Annotated in this window: 20 protein-coding genes; 16 read left to right on the top strand and 4 right to left on the bottom strand. The window is 38.3% G+C overall.

Annotated elements, in window-relative coordinates; genetic code table 11:
• The first annotated feature begins 181 nt into the window (after positions 1-181).
• The 4 genes from MJY40_RS04725 (at position 182) to MJY40_RS04740 (ending at position 3,333) form a co-directional block, all read left to right on the top strand.
• Entirely contained in the window at positions 182-802 is a 621-nt protein-coding gene (locus MJY40_RS04725; protein ID WP_317855895.1) for a dihydroxyacetone kinase subunit L, read from the top strand.
• A gap of 116 nt (positions 803-918) precedes the next feature.
• Positions 919-1,917: a dihydroxyacetone kinase subunit DhaK gene (locus tag MJY40_RS04730; protein ID WP_317855896.1), complete on the top strand. Its 999-nt coding sequence runs from the start codon at positions 919-921 to the stop codon at positions 1,915-1,917.
• A gap of 24 nt (positions 1,918-1,941) precedes the next feature.
• Positions 1,942-2,835, top strand: a complete 894-nt coding sequence (gene lsrF / locus MJY40_RS04735) for a 3-hydroxy-5-phosphonooxypentane-2,4-dione thiolase (RefSeq protein ID WP_317855897.1) — start codon at positions 1,942-1,944, stop codon at positions 2,833-2,835.
• Positions 2,836-3,018: 183 nt separating this feature from the next.
• Positions 3,019-3,333, top strand: a complete 315-nt coding sequence (locus tag MJY40_RS04740; protein ID WP_317855898.1) for a hypothetical protein — start codon at positions 3,019-3,021, stop codon at positions 3,331-3,333.
• Between the two features lie 107 nt (positions 3,334-3,440).
• Here MJY40_RS04740 and xylB read toward each other — a convergent pair whose 3' ends face one another.
• On the bottom strand, positions 3,441-4,958 hold the full coding sequence (gene xylB / locus MJY40_RS04745) for a xylulokinase (protein ID WP_317855899.1): 1,518 nt from the start codon (positions 4,956-4,958) through the stop codon (positions 3,441-3,443).
• Positions 4,959-5,168: 210 nt separating this feature from the next.
• On the opposite strand from xylB, the gene MJY40_RS04750 reads away from it, so the two are divergent.
• The 3 genes from MJY40_RS04750 (at position 5,169) to MJY40_RS04760 (ending at position 6,912) form a co-directional block, all read left to right on the top strand.
• Complete coding sequence (locus MJY40_RS04750) at positions 5,169-5,915, top strand: DeoR/GlpR family DNA-binding transcription regulator (RefSeq protein ID WP_317855900.1); 747 nt, start codon at positions 5,169-5,171, stop codon at positions 5,913-5,915.
• 168 nt (positions 5,916-6,083) lie between these two features.
• Positions 6,084-6,761 carry a fructose-6-phosphate aldolase gene (locus tag MJY40_RS04755; protein ID WP_317855901.1) on the top strand — a complete coding sequence of 226 codons (678 nt, stop codon included), beginning with the start codon at positions 6,084-6,086 and terminating at the stop codon, positions 6,759-6,761.
• The gene (locus MJY40_RS04760; RefSeq protein ID WP_317855902.1) at positions 6,751-6,912 is read left to right on the top strand and encodes a hypothetical protein; all 162 of its coding nucleotides are present in this window, start codon (positions 6,751-6,753) and stop codon (positions 6,910-6,912) included. Before MJY40_RS04755 ends, MJY40_RS04760 begins: the two co-directional genes overlap by 11 nt.
• Before the next feature lie 421 nt (positions 6,913-7,333).
• Here MJY40_RS04760 and MJY40_RS04765 read toward each other — a convergent pair whose 3' ends face one another.
• Complete coding sequence (locus MJY40_RS04765; protein ID WP_317855903.1) at positions 7,334-8,614, bottom strand: cytochrome c biogenesis protein/redoxin; 1,281 nt, start codon at positions 8,612-8,614, stop codon at positions 7,334-7,336.
• A 212-nt stretch (positions 8,615-8,826) separates the two neighbouring features.
• Between MJY40_RS04765 and MJY40_RS04770 the strand changes: the two genes are divergently transcribed.
• From MJY40_RS04770 to dnaB, 4 genes are all read left to right on the top strand, one after another.
• On the top strand, positions 8,827-9,603 hold the full coding sequence (locus MJY40_RS04770) for a hypothetical protein (protein ID WP_317855904.1): 777 nt from the start codon (positions 8,827-8,829) through the stop codon (positions 9,601-9,603).
• Positions 9,604-10,049: 446 nt separating this feature from the next.
• Complete coding sequence (locus tag MJY40_RS04775; RefSeq protein ID WP_317855905.1) at positions 10,050-12,029, top strand: DHH family phosphoesterase; 1,980 nt, start codon at positions 10,050-10,052, stop codon at positions 12,027-12,029.
• Position 12,030: 1 nt separating this feature from the next.
• Positions 12,031-12,477 (top strand): 50S ribosomal protein L9, encoded by a 447-nt coding sequence (gene rplI, locus MJY40_RS04780; protein WP_317855906.1) that lies wholly within the window; start codon positions 12,031-12,033, stop codon positions 12,475-12,477.
• Between the two features lie 18 nt (positions 12,478-12,495).
• Positions 12,496-13,845: a replicative DNA helicase gene (dnaB, locus tag MJY40_RS04785; protein ID WP_317855907.1), complete on the top strand. Its 1,350-nt coding sequence runs from the start codon at positions 12,496-12,498 to the stop codon at positions 13,843-13,845.
• Between the two features lie 111 nt (positions 13,846-13,956).
• Here the strand turns inward: dnaB and MJY40_RS04790 are convergent, their stop codons facing one another.
• Both MJY40_RS04790 and MJY40_RS04795 read right to left on the bottom strand, forming a co-directional pair.
• Positions 13,957-14,304, bottom strand: coding sequence for a cupin domain-containing protein (locus tag MJY40_RS04790; RefSeq protein ID WP_317855908.1), 348 nt, complete (start codon positions 14,302-14,304; stop codon positions 13,957-13,959).
• An 18-nt stretch (positions 14,305-14,322) separates the two neighbouring features.
• The gene (locus MJY40_RS04795; RefSeq protein ID WP_317855909.1) at positions 14,323-15,270 is read right to left on the bottom strand and encodes a radical SAM protein; all 948 of its coding nucleotides are present in this window, start codon (positions 15,268-15,270) and stop codon (positions 14,323-14,325) included.
• 139 nt (positions 15,271-15,409) lie between these two features.
• Here MJY40_RS04795 and MJY40_RS04800 point away from each other — a divergent pair, with 139 nt between their 5' ends.
• The 5 genes from MJY40_RS04800 (at position 15,410) to MJY40_RS04820 (ending at position 20,819) form a co-directional block, all read left to right on the top strand.
• On the top strand, positions 15,410-15,634 hold the full coding sequence (locus MJY40_RS04800; protein WP_317855910.1) for a hypothetical protein: 225 nt from the start codon (positions 15,410-15,412) through the stop codon (positions 15,632-15,634).
• 191 nt (positions 15,635-15,825) lie between these two features.
• Positions 15,826-16,056 carry a FeoA family protein gene (locus MJY40_RS04805; RefSeq protein ID WP_317855911.1) on the top strand — a complete coding sequence of 77 codons (231 nt, stop codon included), beginning with the start codon at positions 15,826-15,828 and terminating at the stop codon, positions 16,054-16,056.
• The gene (feoB, locus tag MJY40_RS04810; RefSeq protein ID WP_317855912.1) at positions 16,053-18,113 is read left to right on the top strand and encodes a ferrous iron transport protein B; all 2,061 of its coding nucleotides are present in this window, start codon (positions 16,053-16,055) and stop codon (positions 18,111-18,113) included. Before MJY40_RS04805 ends, feoB begins: the two co-directional genes overlap by 4 nt.
• A 72-nt stretch (positions 18,114-18,185) precedes the next feature.
• On the top strand, positions 18,186-19,298 hold the full coding sequence (locus MJY40_RS04815) for an aminotransferase class I/II-fold pyridoxal phosphate-dependent enzyme (RefSeq protein WP_317855913.1): 1,113 nt from the start codon (positions 18,186-18,188) through the stop codon (positions 19,296-19,298).
• A gap of 231 nt (positions 19,299-19,529) precedes the next feature.
• Positions 19,530-20,819: an aminotransferase class V-fold PLP-dependent enzyme gene (locus MJY40_RS04820; protein ID WP_317855914.1), complete on the top strand. Its 1,290-nt coding sequence runs from the start codon at positions 19,530-19,532 to the stop codon at positions 20,817-20,819.
• Positions 20,820-20,833 lie beyond the last annotated feature (14 nt).

Below are 20,833 nucleotides of genomic sequence, written 5' to 3' on the forward strand. Positions count from 1 at the left end.
CTTTTCTAATCTGAAACATAGTAAAAAGATACAAAAATTCAATAAAAAACTTGTTAAAATCTCCAAATCTGTATGGTTTGGGGATATTTTTATGGATGTTCATTGACATTGTGAGTTACAAATGATAAATTATTCTTAGATTTAAGTGCAAATGTTACAAATGTAATTGAGGAGGGACATTATGCTCAATATAAAAGAATTTATGACAATGATTGTTTCTGCAGCAGATGAAATCATTGCAGCGGAAGTGGAGTTAACAGATATCGATTCCAAATTTGGAGATGCAGACCACGGTTTGACTATGAAAAAGGTAATGAATCGTATCAAAAGCGATATGGGCGAACCAAATGATACACAAACCTTCAAAGCATTCTTGGATGATGTTTCCATGAGCGTTATGATGATCAATGGTGGCAGTGCAGTACCACTTTGGAGCACATTGTTTGATGGTATGAGTGTTGGCGCACCTGACAAAACTGATGTGGATGCAGCAGAATTCAAAGAAATTTTCAAACAAGGATATGAAACTTTGGCAGAACTTTCCAAAGCAAAAGTTGGCGATAAAACCATGATGGATACCTTGATTCCAGCAGTGGAAGCCATCCAAAATGCAGAAGGCGATATCAAAGAGATTTTAGAAGCAGGTACCAAAGGAGCAGAAGCAGGTGCTGAAAATAGCAAAAACTTTGTTTCCAAATTTGGACGTGCAAAGAGCTACAAAGAACAAACCATTGGCACACCAGATGCAGGTGCAGTTTCCATGAAATATTTCTTTGTTGGACTCAATAAAGGATTGCAATAAAAAATGCCATTATACTGGTCATGCTTGTAGGGGTGACATATGTGTCCGACCGTAAAACGACGAAGAATCTGAAAAAAGCATATAAAAACGTACATATTTGAGAGGAGAACTTTATTATGAAAATGAAAAAATTCATCAACGATCCAGCAGATTTGACAAAAGAACTTTTGCAAGGTTATGCATTGGCAGCAGCTGATTGCATTGATTTGGTTGCAGAAAACATGGTGGTTTCCAAAACTTTGGCAGATGCTGACCGAGTGACAATTGTTGCATTTGGTGGTACAGGTCATGAACCAGCAGTTTCTGGTTTCGTTGGCGATGGTATGTTGGATATCGCTGTAGCTGGTGATATTTTCGCAGCTCCAAATCCTCAAATCGTGTTTGAAGCAGTGAAATTGGCAGATAAAGGCCATGGCGTTTTGCTTTTGGTTTTGAACCATGCAGGCGATATGCTTACAGGTAGCATGACCATGAAATTGTGTCAAAAAGCTGGTCTCAATGTAAAAAAAGTTGTGACACAAGAAGATATTTCCAATGCAACTCGTGAAAATGGAGATGACAGACGTGGTTTGGGTGGCGCAGTTCCTCTTTACCATATTGCAGCAGCAGCAGCAAAAGCAGGCAAATCCTTGGAAGAAGTTTCTGGATTGGCTCAAAAATATGCAGATTCTATGGCTACCATCGCAGTTGCAGCACGTTGTGCAACACATCCAGCAAATGGTGCACCTTTTGGCGATTTGGGTGATGAAGATATGGAAATCGGTATGGGTCAACATGGTGAAGGTGGCGGTGGTCGTCAACCTATGAAAACTGCAAAAGAAACCATCGAAATCATGGCAAATGCTTTGGTGAAAGACATTCCTTTGGTAAAAGGTGATAAAGTATTCGTTATGATCAATGGTAGTGGCGCAACCACTTTGATGGAACAATTCATTTTGTTGAATGATTGTGTTGCATACTTGGAAGGTTTGGGCATGGAAGTTGTGGCAAACATGGCTGGCAATATCTTGACTGTACAAGAACAAGCTGGTTTCCAACTCAATATGGCAAAATGGGATGACGAAATTTTGGCTTACTGGAATACACCTGCAAAAACATTTGCATTCAATAAATAAGAATTGAGATAAAGGAGAACAAAAATGGCAGATGCAGAAGGCAATAAAATTGCAAAGGAATACCACTTGGATACTCCTGTTGCAGCAAATGGATTTTATGTAAAAGGCATGAACCACACTGGCTGGGGTATGAAAAATAGATTTTCTAAGTTGTTCAATCCAAAAACAGGCAATACGGTAATGCTTGCTTTTGACCATGGATATATCATGGGTGCAACAGCTGGTTTGGAACGTTTGGACTTGGCAATTGATCCTTTGGTGGAACAAGTGGATGTGTTGATGGGAACTCGTGGAGCACTGAGAAGTTGCATCAACCCCATCACAAATAAAGGGATTTGCTTGCGTGCTACACATGATAGCTCTGTATTGTTTGACGATATGAGCACAGGTGTTGGTTTTGGCTTGGATATGGAAGATGCACTTCGTATGAATGCAGACTGTATCGCAATGCAATGTTTTGTTGGTGGTGCTGGAGAAGCCAGGTCTTTGGAAGTTCTTTGTAGAGCAGTGGATGCAGGTGAAAAGTATGGTGTTCCTGTTATGGCAGTTACAGCTGTTGGCAAAGAAATGGCAAGAACCAATCAATATTTCATGTTGGCAACTCGTATGCTTGCAGAATTGGGTGCACATACCATCAAAACCTATTATTGTGAAGGATTTGAAAAAATTGTTGCAGCTTGTCCTGTACCAATTGTCATCGCTGGTGGTAAAAAAGTACCAGAATTGGATGCTTTGGAAATGGCATATCGTGGAATCAGCGATGGTGCTCGTGGGGTAGATATGGGAAGAAATATCTTCCAAAGTGAATCACCAATTGGTATGGCAACTGCAATTGGCAAAATTGTACACGAACAATACACAGCAAAAGAAGCATATGAATTATTCTTGGACATCAAAAACAGCGTGTCAAAAGATTGACACGCCAACTCAAAATCAGGATTTTGAGTTGTAAGCAGTGGTAAAAAAGATGATTTCCTCGTACAAGTGCTTTTACAAAGCACCTAGAAATCACTTTTGTCCTCGACGGAACTAAATTCCGTCTGTGGAGTTGAATCTGCGATGCTAAAAACAAAGACTATTTTAATTTAGGAGGAAATCATTATGTTTGAAATCGTACACATTGGCATTCCAACTACACAAGAAAAAGAAGGCGAAGTGTTTGTAGAAGGTGCTGGCATTTATGTAACTGTACCTGAGCTTAGCCCATTTGCAATGGAATATGTAAGATTTTTGCCAAATTCCATTTTCCCAGAAGAAATGCATTATGATGTGCATGTGGCAGCAAAAGTGGATTCCATTGAAAAATATGTGGAATTGTCTGATAGCGTAATTGTTCCAAAAATGGACAATGGCGATTGCTATTTGTGCTTTGTGAAAAAAGATGGCGCAATCATTGAATTGATTGAAATGAAATAATTGCTTTAGATACATGATATTTACTGGGGAGTAAATGTTGTTTATAAAATAGGAAGAGGACGTATACCTGATGAGTATGCGTCCTTTTTCTGTGAGAATTTATGAGATTACTCTTGTTTCATATCCACAAACAATGGTTCCAAACAACCATATGCTTTGTCAAAAACAGGTTTGATTTTATCATAAACCACTTGGTTTTCTGGAATGGGAACTACGTCTTTTTCTACTTGGATGAATTTGGAAATTTCAGAGAAATCATCAAATACACCAACACCAACACCAGCAATCATAGCAGCAGCAATGGAAGTTGCAATATCCACATGATTCAAACGATGCAAAGTTGCATTCATGGTATCTGCCAAAATTTGCATGTAAGTATCACCTTTTGCGCCACCACCAGTCAAAATCAATTCTTTCACATCCATTTGTTTTCTGTAAGCTGCTAAAATCAAATCCAAATTCATGGCAACACCTTCCAAAACAGAACGCACATAATCACATTTTTCATGAATCATTTTGATACCAAGGAAACTACCAGAAGTATCAGGATTCCATCTAGGGCTACGTTCTCCAAGCAAATAAGGAAGGAACAGCAATCCTTTTGCACCTACAGGAGATGCATCCAACAATTTGTTCATCAATTCATAAGGGGAAGTACCCAATTCTTTGGCAAGTTTGATTTCTTCTTGGCACAAAGCGTCTTTGATATAGACATAGGAGCTACCAGCAGATTGCATGGTGCCACATGGCATATATTGGTCTGGAATGACATGTGCAAAACAGAACACCACTTTGTCTGGATCACTGAATTTCTTTGGTGTGGAACCACCGATGAAAGCAGAAGTACCAAGTGATAGGAACATTTGACCAACTTCTGTACATCCAGCACCAAGAGCAGAACAAGGACCATCACCACCACCACAAACAATGGCAACATCGGTAGAAAGACCAAGTTCTTTGGCAGCAGATTCCTTCATTTTACCAATGATATCAATGGATTTGTGAAGTTCAGGCATTTTATCCATATCAATTTCAGCAGCATCCAAAATTTCTTTAGACCAACAAAGATTTTCCAAATCCAAGGCATTTGTACCAGATGCTTCTGAATGGTCTGTGACAAATTCACCAGTCAATTTGCAGATGACATAATCCTTTGCAAGAAGCATTTTATAGGTAGCATTGTAAATTTCAGGCTCGTAATCTTTGATCCACATGAGCTTTTCAATACTATAACTAGGGCTGATTCTATGACCGGTCACATCATAAATCTTATCGAAACCAAGTTTTGCTTCTAAACGATCCGCTTGTTCTTGTGCACGCATATCTGCCCAAATCATAGCTTGACGAAGTGGAGTACCTTCTGCATCCACCACAACACAGGCTTGCATTTGTGCAGAGAAGGACATTGCCAAAACATCAGCAGGATCGATACCTTCTAAAATTTTGTGTGTTGCAATTTTCACTGCATTCCACCAATCTTCAGGATTTTGTTCTGCCCAATTGTTGTTGTAGAAATGAACATCATATGCTTCTGTATGACTGTTCACCAAAACACCATCTGTGGAAAATAAGGAAGCTTTGTTGCCAGAAGTACCCAAATCGTGTGCAATTAAATATTTTGCCATAAGTATTCTCCTTTTGTGTGATTGACTTGATTGATTCACCCTGTAGGGAACAACCCCTGTGTTGTTCCGTCACCATATTTTGCTTACATCATACCACAGATACTTCAAAAAGTAAAGATACAAAAGTAATTTTAATTTCGTACGAAACTTAACTTGACTTTAAAAGAAACTTGTGGTAAGATTTGTTTAGAAAGAAATAGGAGGTGTTTTATGAATCCACGTCAAACAAATTTGATTGCTTATGTCAGTGAACATGGAAAAACAGAGGTATCTGTGTTGGCAGAACATCTCAATATATCAAAGGTCACAATTCGTAAGGATTTGGAATATTTATCAGAAAAGGGAATCCTAAAGAGAACCCGTGGTTTTGCAGTCCTAAACGATCCTGGTGATATTAATTATAGACTTGCGTTTCATTATGAAGAAAAGTTGCGGATTGCAAAATTGGCAGCATCCTGCGTGGAAGATGGGGAAACGGTAATCATTGAATCTGGCTCTACGTGTGCTATATTTGCTGAAGAATTGGTGAAAACAAAGGAAAATCTCACCATTGTCACAAACTGTATGCACATTGCAACCTATATTAAAGATTATCCGAATCACAATATCATTGTTTTGGGTGGTAATTTGCAACCTAAAACACAGGCACTTGTGGGTCCTATTACAAAAGCAGCAATTCAAACCATTTCTGTGGATAAAATCTTCGTTGGTGCTGATGGGTATTCCAGAAACCAAGGCTTTACAGGCACAGATCTTATGCGTTTGGATACTTTGCGTACTATGATTGCATCGGCAAAGAAAACATATGTGTTGGTGGAATCAGAAAAATTTGACAAAGCAGGCACAGTATCATTTTTACCATTGGATAGCGTATATGAAGTGGTGACAGATGACCAAATTCCAACAGAAGAAGCAGAATATTTGGAAAGTGTAGGCATTATCCTATCCAAAGCATGAAATAGACTAAGAACTAATGGTGAAAGGTGAAGGACTTAGAGCGTTGTAACCTAAAATATAATGTCAAAAACCAACAAACACTCTGTTTATGCTCTGTCATTCAGAGGAACACAGTGACGAAGAATCTAAAAACAAACATCATACACATACATTTAAGGAGGAAATCAAATGCAATATTTATTGGACACAGCAAACTTGGAAGAAATCAAAAAGTACACAGAAATTTTCCCTATCACAGGCGTAACATCCAACCCTTCAATCGTAAAAAATGAAGGCAAAATCGACTTTTTTGCACATATGAAAGAAATTCGTTCCATCATTGGTTTTGAACAAAGCTTGCACATCCAAGTAACTGCATTGGATTTTGATGGTATGATGAAAGATGCAGATACCATATTGGAAAAAGTGGACAAAGAAGTGTACATCAAAGTGCCTGTAACATTGGCTGGTATCCAAGTCATCAAAGCTTTGAAAGCTCGTGGCAACAACGTAACAGCAACTGCAATTTATAGCAAAGCACAAGGTTTCTTGGCTATGGAAGCTGGCGCAGATTACATTGCTCCATACTACAATAGAATGGAAAATATGAACGTAGACCCAGAAGATGCCATTGCAGCATTTGCAGATATGATTGACATGTATGGCTATTCCACAAAAGTGTTGGCAGCAAGTTTCAAAAATGCAGGTCAAATCGATAAAGCGTTTATGGCTGGTGCACAAGCAGCAACTTTGCAACCTGATATTATGGTGGCAGCATTGAAACAAGCAACTATTTTGGATGCTGTGGATGCCTTTAATAACGATTGGGAAAGTATTTACGGGGATAAAAGAATTTATGAGTTGTAAAAAAGGGTTCAATTGTGGTAAGTGCAAATATTGCATTTTCGATCCAATAGAAACAAAAGATAAGAAAGACGAGAAGGACAAAAAGAAAGATAAAAAAGATAAGAAAGATAAGAAAAAAGATAAAAAAAGTAAGAAGAAAGATAAAAAATAAAATTTGTAAGGTTGGATATTGACCTAACCGCAATGGATTTGAAAATTGATTTACATAGAATAAGTCCTTCCTCAAAATGAATAGAGGAGGGACTTTTTTATTTACCAAATGATTATAATCTGTAGTACGACGGTTGATTCATGAATCAACCCTACAACTGCATACTTGAGTTTATGGCAATTTATAACGGGATGTCGAGGACGCCATCCCCTACAAACATCATTTTTACTTTAGGTTTTGAATCAGTAATTAAGAGGTGAGTGGCTTGTCACTCACGGTCTAATAGTATAAATCAAGCCACTATATTTCTGACTTTCACTGTTGAAAAGTAAGGTCTAAAAGGCTCTAATATTTGAATAAATTAAAGACTAAAATTAGCACACTGATTTTCCTGCTTCACTACACATTATATAAAATTTCTTTAGTTTGCTTCTTTGGTTTGCTCAACAATACTCACCATAATATCCTTGGTCAATGCACCAGGTACATATCCAAAAATACTGCCATCTGCTGCAATCATAAAGGTTGTGGGATAGGATTGGATATAGTAATTCATAGCAGTGGAAGCGGTTTCATCCATGACAACAGGGAAAGTATATCCATTATCTACCAGAAAATCGGTAATATACGCCACATCACCTTCATTGCTAAAGTTTGGCATTGCAACACCCAGTACAATCACATCTTCTTCGTTGTAGCCATAATCGACATACAATTCTTCAATATAGGGCATTTCTCCTTGACAAGGTGGGCACCAAGTAGCCCAGAAATTTAAGAATACAGTTTTACCAACATAATCAGACAAAGTATGTTCAGTTCCATATTGATCTATCAAAGTGAAATCAGGTGCCATAAAAACAGTGATATCTTCTTCTGTAGATGCATCTTCGGTAGTGATAGTTTCTTCATCAATAACGGTTTCTTCTTCATCAGAAATAACTTCTTCTTCTGTTGCAGTAGGAGTACCAAAATCAGCAGTGGATAAGAAACCAGTCAAATTGTTCATCAAACCAGTAGCAGTCATAATCCCCATCAAAACCAAAAGCAAAGCACCAATTTTCACGCTATATCGCAAAATGTTTTGTTTGGCTCTAAAGAATTGCAAGATGCTTTGTGTGAAAACACCGGTTGCCAAAAATGGTAAAACAAAACCAAGGGTATACACACCAATGAGCAAATATCCAGTTGTAGCAGAAGATGCAGAAGATGCCATCAAAAGCACACTGCCAAGAATGGGGCCTACACAAGGTGTCCAAGCAAAGCTAAAGGTGAAGCCTAACAAAAGTGCAGGCAAAGGACCCATAGCCAAAGCATTCAAACGAAATGGAATACGATGTTCTTTGTCCATAAAATCAGATTTGCCCAAAGCACCCATCAAATACAAACCAAAGAAAATCATAAAAATACCACTGAAACGTGCCAAAATCAAACGATTTGTGTTGAAAAATTGACCCAAAGCAGTGAATCCAAATCCCAAAGCAAAGAAGGCAAAGCTAATGCCCAAAACAAAGAAAATGGTGTTGATGAGAACTGTTTTCTTAGGGTAAACAATGCTTCCATCTTCTTGACGAATGCCAGTGCCACCAGCCAAATAACTGATATACAAAGGCACCAATGGCAAAATACAAGGAGAAAAGAAACTCAAAAGTCCTTGGATGAATACGGTTAAAATCGGTACTGTTGTTTCGATATCAAAATTCATATGAAACCTCCTTTTTTTATTGATTAGGATGAGTATAGCACAAAAGTTGGTTTATGAACAATGAAAATGGAAGAAGAACAGAATCTTAAGAATGATGGAAAGTTTTGGAGCATCCATTGACGATAGGAATACACAGGGGGTATACTTTTTGTAATGAATCGACAAAATATATGGGTATACCCCTTGGATATACAATGACAGGAGGAATTGGTATGGGTAAATTTTTGACGTTTGTACTTTGTATTGTAGCATTCGCATGGTGTGGTATTTTTGGCATCAATATGCAAAACGCAAAATCTTTGAAAGAACCTGTGGTTTTGTTGGTGCAAAGTGGAACAGAAGGTGTCAGTGGCACTGTTCGATATGGTGGCTTGGGATATGAATACTATGTGAAATCAGAGGTTTCAGAAGATGGAATTGTGACCATTACCCAAACAAAAATGACATTTATTGCACATATCATTGGCAATGCAGTTGGTGAAAATGTGCTTACATCTGTGGATTCTGAAGAAGTGGAAGAAGCACCAGTTGCCACAGAAACAGTACAAGAAACTGTAGTAGAAGAGTTGGCAGAAGAAATTGCACCAGAAGAATTGGAAGAAGTTCAGGTAGAAGAATCCATTGTGGCAGAAAAACCAGAACCAATAGAAATCATGGCAAATCTATATTATCCAGATGACCAATTGTTGGATATGCAAATCAAATTGGCACCTGTAACCTTGGTTTCAGCACAGGATTTGGTGGATGTTTGGCTTTTGCAAGGTGGTATTTCTGATGATATCCAAGTGATTTCCTTTGCAAATGGGACAATGGACTTGAACCAAGCATTTGCAGATTTCATTAGCCACTATGGTTCATCAGGAGAATTGATGTACATAGAAGGCTTTGCACAAACGGTAAAAGAATGTTATGGACTTTCAGAATTGTATCTGACCATCGAAGGAAATGTTTTGGAAACAGGACATAGCATTTATGATTTTCCTTTGTAAATAACCACAAACAAAAATACTGCATTGTAGGGGCGATTCACGAATCGACCGCTTACACTGAAAAGGAATTTATATGAAGATGATATAAGATTCATTATAGAACAACGGAAAAAATACCCTGTTTTAAAAATAATCACGTAATACTACAAAATATCAACATGCTATTGTAGGGGAGGATATTATCCTCCAGCAGGAAGCAATGAAAATTTAGTGAATACAAACAAAAGATGCTTTTGAATGCAATTTCGAAAACATCTTTTTTATTTGCGTATATCTCGTTTTTACAACAAAACCCAAACAATTTCTGTGGATTTCTTGAAGGTAGGTGGGATTTGTGGTACAATAAAAAAACATTATAGAAGAAACTGATAAACTGGGAAGAATGGTGTATATTTTGAGTAAGGTTTTCAGTAATATAATGTAGCTTGTTTAGAGGAGGTTTCCTAATGAAAAATGGAACAAAAAATGACAATGGGATTGTAGTCATAGCGGTCATTGTTCTCATCATTTGCGGATGTTTTATGATGAATTTATACTTGGGGATTGGTGCAGTGGTAGGTGCTGGAACTGTTTTTGGTGCTTATTTTGGTATGAAAAAAATGCAATTGATTCAAGGAGAAGGCAAAGAGCAAAAGCCATCTTTTTTGGATACAGATGTGTTGCAACAAAACTTTCAAATTCCACAAAATTTACCAGTACCCTATGCAGTTTTGGATATGCGTGGTCATGTGTTGATGTCCAATGAAAAATTCATGGCATTGTTTGCAGATCAAGAAGAAGCAAATGTTGTTTTGGATTCATTGTTGCGTCAAACATTGGCAGGAGAAGAAACTTCACTTGTAACCATTGGTGAACGTATTTTTGAAGGCTGTATTGAAAATTGTGATGTGGTGGATCCAACGGGTGCTGTTGGTATGGCAAGAACAGCGACGCTTTTGGATGTGACAGAAACACACCATTTGCAGGATAAACTGGAAAGACAAGAACCTGTTGTGGCAATGATTGTTTTGGATAATTACGATGAAGTTGCAGGTGGTTTGGATGGAAATTCTTTGCCTATTTTGTCAGCTCTATTGGAAAGAACTTTGACACAAAACATCCAAGAATCTGGTGGTATCATCAGAAAATTGGAGAAAGATAGATACTTTGCGTTGATGAACAAAGAAAAAATGTTGGTGATGAAGGAACACAAATTTGAAATCACCAATGTCATTCGTGAAATCAGTGTCAGCAATGAACAAAGACCTGTTACCATGAGTATGGGTATTGGTATCGGTGGCGGATCTATGGAAGAAGCTATGAAAAATGCCAATGCAGCCATTGACTTGGCTTTGGGTCGTGGTGGCGATCAAGTGCTCATCAAAGATGGTGAAAATTATACATTCTTTGGTGGCAAAACTGGAGAAGTGGGTAGAAATTCTCGTATTCGTGCTCGTGTAAAAGCAGATGCTCTGTGGGAATTGATGGAAGAATCTTCAGGCATTTTGGTTATGGGTCACAAACATGCAGATTTGGATAGCATTGGTTCTTGTATGGGTATTTGTGCCATTGCAAGAGGTATGGATAAAAAATGTAGCATTGTTATGAATGAAGTCAGTGGTGGTATTCGTAAACTTTGGGATAATGTACAAGCTTCCAATGTGGCACACCAAACACCACTCATCAAACCACAAGATGCCATCAAATCAATGGATGACAAAACCCTTCTGATTGTTGTGGATACCCATAGAAAATGGATTGTAGAAAGTCCAGAAGTATTGGAACATGCAAAACGAGTGGTTGTATTTGACCATCATCGTAAAAGTCCAGATGGTATCGAAGGTGCAGTATTGGTATACCATGAAGCATATGCATCTTCTACTTCAGAATTGATTACAGAAATGATACAATATATGGGCAAACGTGTGAAATTGTCTCCAATGGAAGCAGATGCTCTTTTGTCTGGTATCACCTTGGATACAAAGAATTTTGGTATCAAAACAGGTGCAATTACATTTGAAGTCAGTGCATATTTGCGTCGCAATGGTGCAGATGGAGTTCGTGTGCGTATGTTGTTCAAAGAGGATATGGAAACCTATAAAGCAAAAGCAAATGCAATTGCAGTGGTGGAAGTGTTCCAAGGCAATATTGCCATTTCTGAATGTGAATGTGATGTGGATAATATCATTGTGGCAACAGCACAAACAGCAGATGAACTGATGAACATAACAGGCATTCATGCTTCCTTTGTATGTTGCAAAATTGGAAATACAGTCAACGTCAGTGCCAGAAGTTTTGGCGATGTGAATGTACAACGTATTATGGAGCGTTTGGGTGGCGGTGGTCACTTAACGGTTTCTGGTGGACAATTCCCAGATGAAACGATAGATGAAGTAAAGGCGAAAATTCGTCAAGCCATAAAAGAGTATTTTGAGGAGGAAATGTAAAATGAAAATGATTTTATTGCAAGATGTGAAAAGTATTGGTAAAAAAGGGGAACTCATCAATGCAAGCGAAGGCTATGCAAAAAATTTCCTTTTGCCTAAAAAATTGGCTGTAGAAGCTACAAAAGCAAACTTGAATGACTATGAATTGAAACAAAAATCCGAAGCAAAAAGAAAACAAGAAGAGTTGAATCAAGCAAAAGAAATGGCAGCAGCTTTGGAAAAAATGGAAGTTGTGATGAAGGTGAAAACAGGTGGCAATGGTAAATTGTTTGGTTCCATTACAAACAAAGAGGTTGCAAATGCAATTGTAGAACAAACCAAATTGCCAATTGACAAGAAAAAAGTTTCCATTGGGGATCCAATCAAAATGGTTGGTGAAAGAACAGCAACCATCAAATTGCACCCTCAAGTAAGTGCAGAAATCACTGTAAAAGTTGTAGAATTATAAGAAAATCGAGGTAAAAACATGGAAGATATCCAAAAACAAACTGAATATACAAGGGGTGTACCACCTCATGATGAAATGGCAGAGCAAGCGGTTTTGGGTTCTATGTTTTTGGATCGAGAAGCGGCTTCTTTGGCACTTGAAGTTTTGACTGGTGAAGATTTCTACAGACCAGATTATCGTATGGTGTTTGAAGCAGCAGATGAATTGTATCGCCAAGCATCTCCAATTGATTTGATTACCGTCAAAAACAAATTGGAAGAACGTGGTGTGTTTGAACAAATTGGTGGTGTGCCAACATTGGCAAGAATTTCTTCTTCTGTGGGTAGTTCTGTCAATGTGCGTCATTATGCCAGCATTGTGGAAGAAAAAGCGGTTTTGCGTCGATTGATTCGTACAGCTGGTGAAATTTCTCAAATGAGTTATGAAGGCAAAGAATCCATCAATATGATTATGGATCAAGCAGAAAAAGGCATTTTTGAGATTATGCACAGCAGACACTCAGAAGAATTTCATCATATTCGAGACATTGCCATTGATTCCATTGAAAAAATTGAAGATATTTACATGTCCAAAGGGAAACTGACTGGTGTACCTACTGGTTTTGTGGATTTTGATGGCAAAACAGCAGGCTTGCAAAAATCAGATTTGATTTTGTTGGCAGCACGTCCTTCTATGGGAAAAACTGCTTTTGCATTGAATATCATCCAAAATGCAGCCATCAGAAGCAATGTTCCAGTTGCAGTATTCTCATTGGAAATGAGTCGTGAACAGCTGGTAAATCGTATGCTTTGCTCAGAAGCTATGTTGGATGCACAAAAAATGCGTACTGGTGAACTCAATGACAACGATTGGGAAGATTTGATTCATGGTATGGGACCTTTGTCACAAGCACCTATTTTCATTGACGATACACCAGGGATTACACCTATGGAAGTGCGTTCCAAATGTAGACGTTTGAAGGCAGAAAAGGGTCTTGGTTTGATTGTCATTGACTACTTGCAATTGATGAGTGGTAATGGTAGAACCGATTCCAGACAACAAGAAATTTCTGAAATATCTCGTTCTTTGAAGGCCATTGCACGTGAAATGGAAGCACCTGTTATTGCTTTGTCACAGCTTTCCAGAGCTTGTGAACAACGTGCTGACCATAGACCAATGTTGTCTGACTTGCGTGAATCTGGTGCCATTGAGCAGGATGCGGATGTGGTTGCATTCTTGTATCGAGATGAATATTATTTCCCAGATACAGAAAAGAAAAACCAAGCAGAGCTGATCATTGCCAAACAAAGAAATGGTCCTACAGGCACTGTGGATTTGACATGGCTTGGACAATACACCAAGTTTGGTAATTTCTTGAAAAAATATTGATGTGATGCATGTGAAAATATATATAAAAAGAGTCGAATCTGAATTCGGCTCTTTTTATATGTAGCAAATAAAAAAGCCACCGACAAAATCGATGGCAAGTGTTTATGTAAATTAAGCTCTATCGTTCAAAACAATAGCAATCATTTCCATATCTTCATCTGTGTTGTTTTCAAGAGAATGGAAGTGACCCACTTCGATGGTACAGACATCGCCAGCAGTTACAACTGTTTTGGAACCATCATTATCTGTAAACACACCTTCACCTTTGAGGATTACATAAGGTTCTGTTGTGCCAACGTGTTGATGCCAACCAATGCTGCTGTGTGGTCTTACAATGACACGAGCAAACAAAGAAGCATGACCCAACAAGTCTTCTTCCATCAAGAAATGATGAAACTCAACACTACCATTGCCACCTCTTGCATTTTCCACTACTTTAACAATTTCTTTTCTAACCATTTGTATTCTCCTTTCAAATCAAATACTATTTTCTTCTTCATCACAACGATTCTTGCAATTGGCTACACCTGTCAAATCAAAGATAGGTGTATAATCAGATGTTGCTGAACTTCTTTTTTGTATAAAACCATTTTTCAGACCAATATCCAAAAAATGAGTTGTTACCTTTTGGTATTCAAATGTGGTCAAACGTCTGGATAGTGCAGGGATTTCCTTGGCTTTGTGCATAGGGGTATACTGGTTGAGCAAAGAAACATATGCTTCTGTACCAAGATTTTCTACAATCCAGTCTAAAATTTGCAGGCTATCTTTGTAGTGATTGGGCAACACCAAATGACGTACAATTATCCCTTTTTTTAGGAGTCCATCTACAAAAACATCCTTTGGTTGTTGGCGTTTCATTTCCAAAATGGCAAGCTTCACCTTTTCTGGATAATCAGAAGCACCTGAGTATTCACCAGCCAAATCACAAGACATATACTTGAAATCTGGCAAATATACATCCACCAAACCTTCCAATGATTGCAAGAAATCAACGAATTCATAACCATTGGTGTTGTACACAACTGGCAAAGTAAGACCATTGTTTTTGGCTAAAATCAAGGCTTCACGCACTTGTATTCCATATTGTGTAGGGGATACCAAATTGAGGTTGTTGAGTCCTTTTGCTTGTTGCTCCAAGAAGATTTCTGCCAAACGTTCTATGGGTATTTCCAAGCCATATCCACTATCAGAAATGTCATGATTTTGACAGAAAACACAACGCAAATTGCAATTTGCAAAGAAAACAGTGCCACTGCCATTGGTACCACTGATGGGTGGTTCTTCCCACATATGGGTGCTGACAAGGGATACTTTTGGTAAGTCCAAAGACCTACAAAATCCCATTTCACCATAAGAACGATTCACGCTACAATGTCTGGGACAAAGGCTACAATATGCAGTTGGAATTGTGGATTCACACATAAAACACTCCATCTATTCTACAAACATATAACTTGTTATATGATACCACATTTGCGTGTGTTTTCCTATAGAAAAAAGAAATTTACTGTGGTAAAATGCAAGTATGAATCGAAAATAAAACATTTTTGGAGGAATCAAAATGCGTGAATATATGAAGAAACAAGAAGTTGTGGATGTGGTATCCAAGGTGGTTTGCAATTGCTGTGGCAAAGAAATTGTAACAAATGATGCAAAATTCGATTGTTTGCACTTGGAAAAAACATGGGGTTACTTCTCAAACAAAGATGGTAGACAGGATAATCTGGATATTTGCGAAGATTGCTACGATCAATGGGTTGCAACCTTCAAACATCCACCAAAATGAAACTAGAATCAACTTGTGTCAATGATGCAGGTTGATTTTTTTATGATGCAAGATTTCTTTGTAGGGGCGTACCTATGTGTGCGCCCGTAACGTTGCTAGAATAATTATGTAAAATATCCTTTCATCTGCCAAGCACAAACACCACAATATCCCAATATAGTAACAATAACTAGCTTTTTGGAGGTGGAAGTGTGGAGCGTAAATTATCAGAAATCGAAGTGCAAAAAAGATGTGCTGTGTCACGTGTGATGGGTGAAAATAAATTGCGATTATTTGGTTTAGGATTCTTTGAAGGTAGCGAAATAGTACCCATGTATGAAAATAGAGGTGGTAGCACTCGTATTTATTATGTAAAAGATTGCTTGATTGCTTTGCGAAAACAAGATGGCGAACAGATTTTGGCAAAGGAGGAGATGACATGAGCCAGACAATTAAAGTGGCTTTGGCAGGCAATCCCAATACAGGAAAGAGCACTGTGTTCAATGCTTTGACAGGTTTGAAACAACACACAGGCAATTGGTCTGGTAAAACAGTGGGCAATGCAATGGGTGAATTTGAATTGGAAGACTACCATGTGGAATTATATGATTTGGCTGGAATTTACTCTTTGTTTTCAGAATCAGCAGAAGAAAAAGAAGCCAAGGATTTTCTTTGCTTTGCAGAACCCGATCTCACATTGGTGGTGTTGGACGCAACCTCTTTGGAGCGAAATTTACCACTGGGGTTACAAATTGCAGCAATGGGTAAAAAGGTGGTGTTTGCACTGAATTTGGTGGATGAAGCCAAGAAAAAAGAGATTTTAATTGATATCAGAGTCTTGCAAGAAATGACAGGTGTGCCAGTGGTGCCATTGGTTGCACGCTCAGGAATTGGATTGCAAGAATTACAAGAAAAAATGGTTGCAGTATTGGAGTCAGAGTCTACCACCAAAGAAATTTCTGTTTGCAAATCCTATCCAGAAACCTTGGCATATTTGGAAGAAATGTGTGGTCATTTGGTGCCAAAAGATGTGAAGTCAGATTTCTTCTTTGGATTGCTCTTGGAAGGTGTAGAAAGCTTTTATGCAGGTATCATGGGTCACAACAATTGGGATGAGTTGGAAATTTTGGAACTGGAATTGCGTCAAAAAACCGCTTTGCAGATTTTAAAGAGAGAAGGGACATCAGGAGATGAATTTTTGGAAGAAAGAGCCCTTGTTTTTTTGAAGTTGGCAAAGGAAATTGCAGATACAGTGGTGAAGAAACCTAAAAATCGTGGAGATTGGAGTACAGAAAAAGTAGATCGTTTTGTGTTATCCAAAAAAACAGGCATTCCTTTGATGATGTTGTTGTTAGGTTTGGTGTTTTATATCACAGCAGCTGGAGCCAATGTACCTTCTAGTTTGCTGATGGAAGGATTTACTGTTTTTGGTGGTGTGTTACGAGAGCAATTTGCAACTTGGAATACACCAGTTTGGTTGACTGGAATCTTGCTAGATGGTGTCTATTTGACGGTCAGTTGGGTCATAGCAGTCATGTTGCCACCAATGGCGATTTTCTTTCCTTTGTTTACGTTATTGGAAGATTTTGGTTTGTTGCCAAGAATTGCCTTTCATTTGGATGGGGTATTCCAAAAAGCAGGAGCACATGGCAAACAATCTCTTTGTATGTGTATGGGTTTTGGTTGCAATGCAGCTGGTGTCACGGCTTGTCGCATCATCGAATCCCCAAGAGAACGTATGATAGCCATTTTGACCAATAATTTTGTACCTTGTAATGGACGCTTTCCAACTTTGATTTTGTTGGCTGGCTTGTTTTTATCAGGTGGCAATCCGCTTTTGACAGGTGTATGGGTTTTGGTGATGATTGGATGTTCTGTTGCAACAACATTGCTGGTTTCTTGGTGTTTGAGTCGAGGAATCTTGTCTGGAATGCCTTCTTCCTTTGTATTGGAATTGCCACCTTATCGCAAACCAAAAATCGGTTCCATCTTGGTGCGTAGTCTGTTGGATCGAACCATTTTTGTATTGGGGCGTGCAGTTACAGTTGCAATACCAGCTGGTGCCATCATTTGGTTGTTGCAAAACATCACAATTGGCAATACCACCATTTTGTATCATTTCACAGAATTATTACAACCACTAGGTAGTATTATGGGGTTGTCAGGTGCTATTTTGGCAGCATTTTTATTGGGTATGCCAGCAAATGAAATTGTAATTCCCATTTTGTTGATGTTCTATTGCCAAACAGGAATGCTCATTGAAGCAGATGGTTTGATGCAAGCTGGTGAAATTCTCATTGCAAATGGATGGACTTGGCTGACTGCTTGTTGTGCAATTTTATTTTCTTTGAACCACTTTCCATGTGCAACCACACTATTGACCATCCAAAAAGAAACAGGCAGTTGGAAATGGATAGCAATAGCATTTATATTGCCAACAGCAGTTGGAATTGCCCTTTGTTGTATTTTTCATGGTGCAGGGGTTTTGCTTGGATTTTAATGGTTGAATATGGAAGTATCCTTTGTTATACTAAAATCAGTTGACAACAATGGTATATCATAGGAGGGCAATATGTATCGTACTATATATAGCAAACAAGGTGGTAAAATTCAGTTGGATGGACGTGAAGTCATCAATATGGCATCCAATAATTACTTGGGTCTAGCAAGTCATCCACAGGTGATGGAAGCAGCAAAAGCAGCAATTGATGCCTATGGAGTTGGACCTACTGCAAGTCGAAACATTGTAGGAAACTTCCCAGTTCATGATGAGTTGGAAGCAGCACTTGCAAAGTTCAAAGAAGTGGAAGCAACTCTTGTGTTCAATTGTGGTGTGTCTGCCAATACAGGTGTCATTCCATGCTTGGTTGGAAAAGGGGATACCATTTATAGTGATGAGCTGAATCATGGTAGTATCATTGATGGTTGCAAATTGTCAGGTGCAAAGGTAAAGGTATTTGCCCATAAGGATATGGCATCTTTGGAAGCACGTTTGCAAGAAGCGGTAGAAGGAAAGAAGCTCATCATCACAGATGGTGTGTTTAGCATGGATGGAGATTTGGCACCTTTGCCAGAAATTGCAGAGCTTGCAAAGAAATATGACGCTATGTTTATGGTGGATGATGCCCATGGTGATGGAGTTATGGGACCTATGGGTCGTGGCACTGTGGATTATTTTGGTGTTAGGGATTTGGTGCATGTGGAAACAGGTTCTTTGTCCAAGGCATTTGGTTCTGCTGGCGGTTTTGTTGCTGGCAAAAAAGAGCTCATTGATTCCATTAGACCAAAAGCCAGAAGTTTCATTTTCACAGCATCTCCAATGGCTCCTTGTTTGGCAGCAGGTGCTTTGGAAGTCATTAAAATGGTGTCTACAGATGAAAGTTATGTGAATCGTTTGTGGGAAAATAGAGAGTATTTCGTGGAGAAATTGACAAAACTTGGATTGAATCTTGGAACAACCATCACACCAATTGTACCTGTGATTGTGGGTGAAGCAGAATTGGCACAAAAAATGAGTGCAGATTTGTTTGAAAAAGGTGTCTTTGCACAGGCGATTTGTTTCCCTATGGTGGCAAGAGATGCAGCTCGTTTGCGTGTGATTTTGTCTGCTGGACACACAAAAGAAGACTTGGATTTGGCAGTGAATGCCATTGCAGAAAGTGCAAGAAATATGGGCTTGATTTGATGTAAAATAATTTAATATAATATATAGTATGAAAACGAGTGATTTGGATGAAAGATCTAAGTGGCTCGTTTTTTTGAACAAAAAAAGGAATAAATTTATTTATTATGAAAAATAAATAAATAAAATCATTTCATTTTCTATTGCAATATATGGAAACATATGGTAGAATCAAATAAACAAATGTATTTATGACAAACACAAAATAAATAATATTATTCAAAGGAGGTAACTATGGATAGGAAAAATGGTATTTTGTTTACAAGTGATTTGCAACAAGAATTGAAGGCGAAATTTTATTATCCAGATGCAGACCCGCTACATGGAACAAGATTGTTTTTTGAAAATTCTGGTGGTTCATTGCGTTTGAAAAGTGCTGTAGAAGCAAAAGCGGCTTTGGAAATGTTTCCAGATTGTCCAGAAAGAATCCATGAAAGATCTTTGTATTTGAAAGGTTTGGTGGAAGAAGGCACAAAACAAATTTTGGAAATTATGTTTGGTGCAAAATCAGGTGCTTTGATTACAGAATTGACTGCATCACAAACCATGTTTCGTATCATTGGTACCATTATGGAAAATGTGTCTGGTGGCAATGCGGTTACAACTGCAATTGAACATCCATCTTCTCATGATGCAGTGGAATTTTATTGCAAACAAACAAATAGAGAATTTCGTGTAATTCCAGCAAGTCATGTCACAGGTGGCATTGATCCAGCAGAAATCAAAAACTACGTAGATAAAGATACGGTGTTGCTCAGTGTGATGGCAGCTTCCAATATTTCTGGTACCATTATGGATATGGAAGCCATTGTCAAAGAAGCACGTGCCATCAACCCAGATATTTATATTGTCAGTGATGCAGTGCAACACGCACCTCATTGTGCAATGGATGTGGAAGAATTGCAAGTAGATGCTATGAATTTTGCACCATATAAATTCTTTGGTGTACGTGGTTGTGGTTTTGCATATGTATCTGATCGTGTTGCAAAAATGCCACATCCAAAATTGACTGCAAAACAAGAAATGGTATGGGAGCTTGGAACACCATCACCTGGTAACTTTGCTTCTATTTTGCAAGTCATTGACTATGTATGTGAAATTGGTGGCAAATTCAGCACCAGTACAGACAGAAAAGAATTGTATTTGGAAGGAATTCATCGCATTCATTTGCAAGAAAGAGCACTTCTTTATCACTTACTAGAAGGCAGTGCAGAAGTTCCTGGTTTGCGACATATCAAAGGAGTCAATGTCTATGTAGATACAGAAGATTTGACCAAACGTGATTTGATTGTGGCAATGGGAATTCAAGGAATTGATTTCACAGAATGTGTCGCAGAATATCAAAAGCGTGGTGTAACGGTATTTGAACGTGTGAATACAAGCTTGTATTCCAAACGAATTGTAGAGGCATTGGGGTTATCTGGTGCAATTCGTGTATCACCTTTGCATTGCCACGGAATTGAAGATATCGAAGCATTCTTGAAGATTACAAAAGAAATGGCAAGTACATATTCTGAATCATAATATAATTTTAGGAG

It is taken from the genome of Chakrabartyella piscis, from assembly GCA_030067835.1.
Classification (GTDB): domain Bacteria; phylum Bacillota; class Clostridia; order Lachnospirales; family Anaerotignaceae; genus Chakrabartyella; species Chakrabartyella piscis.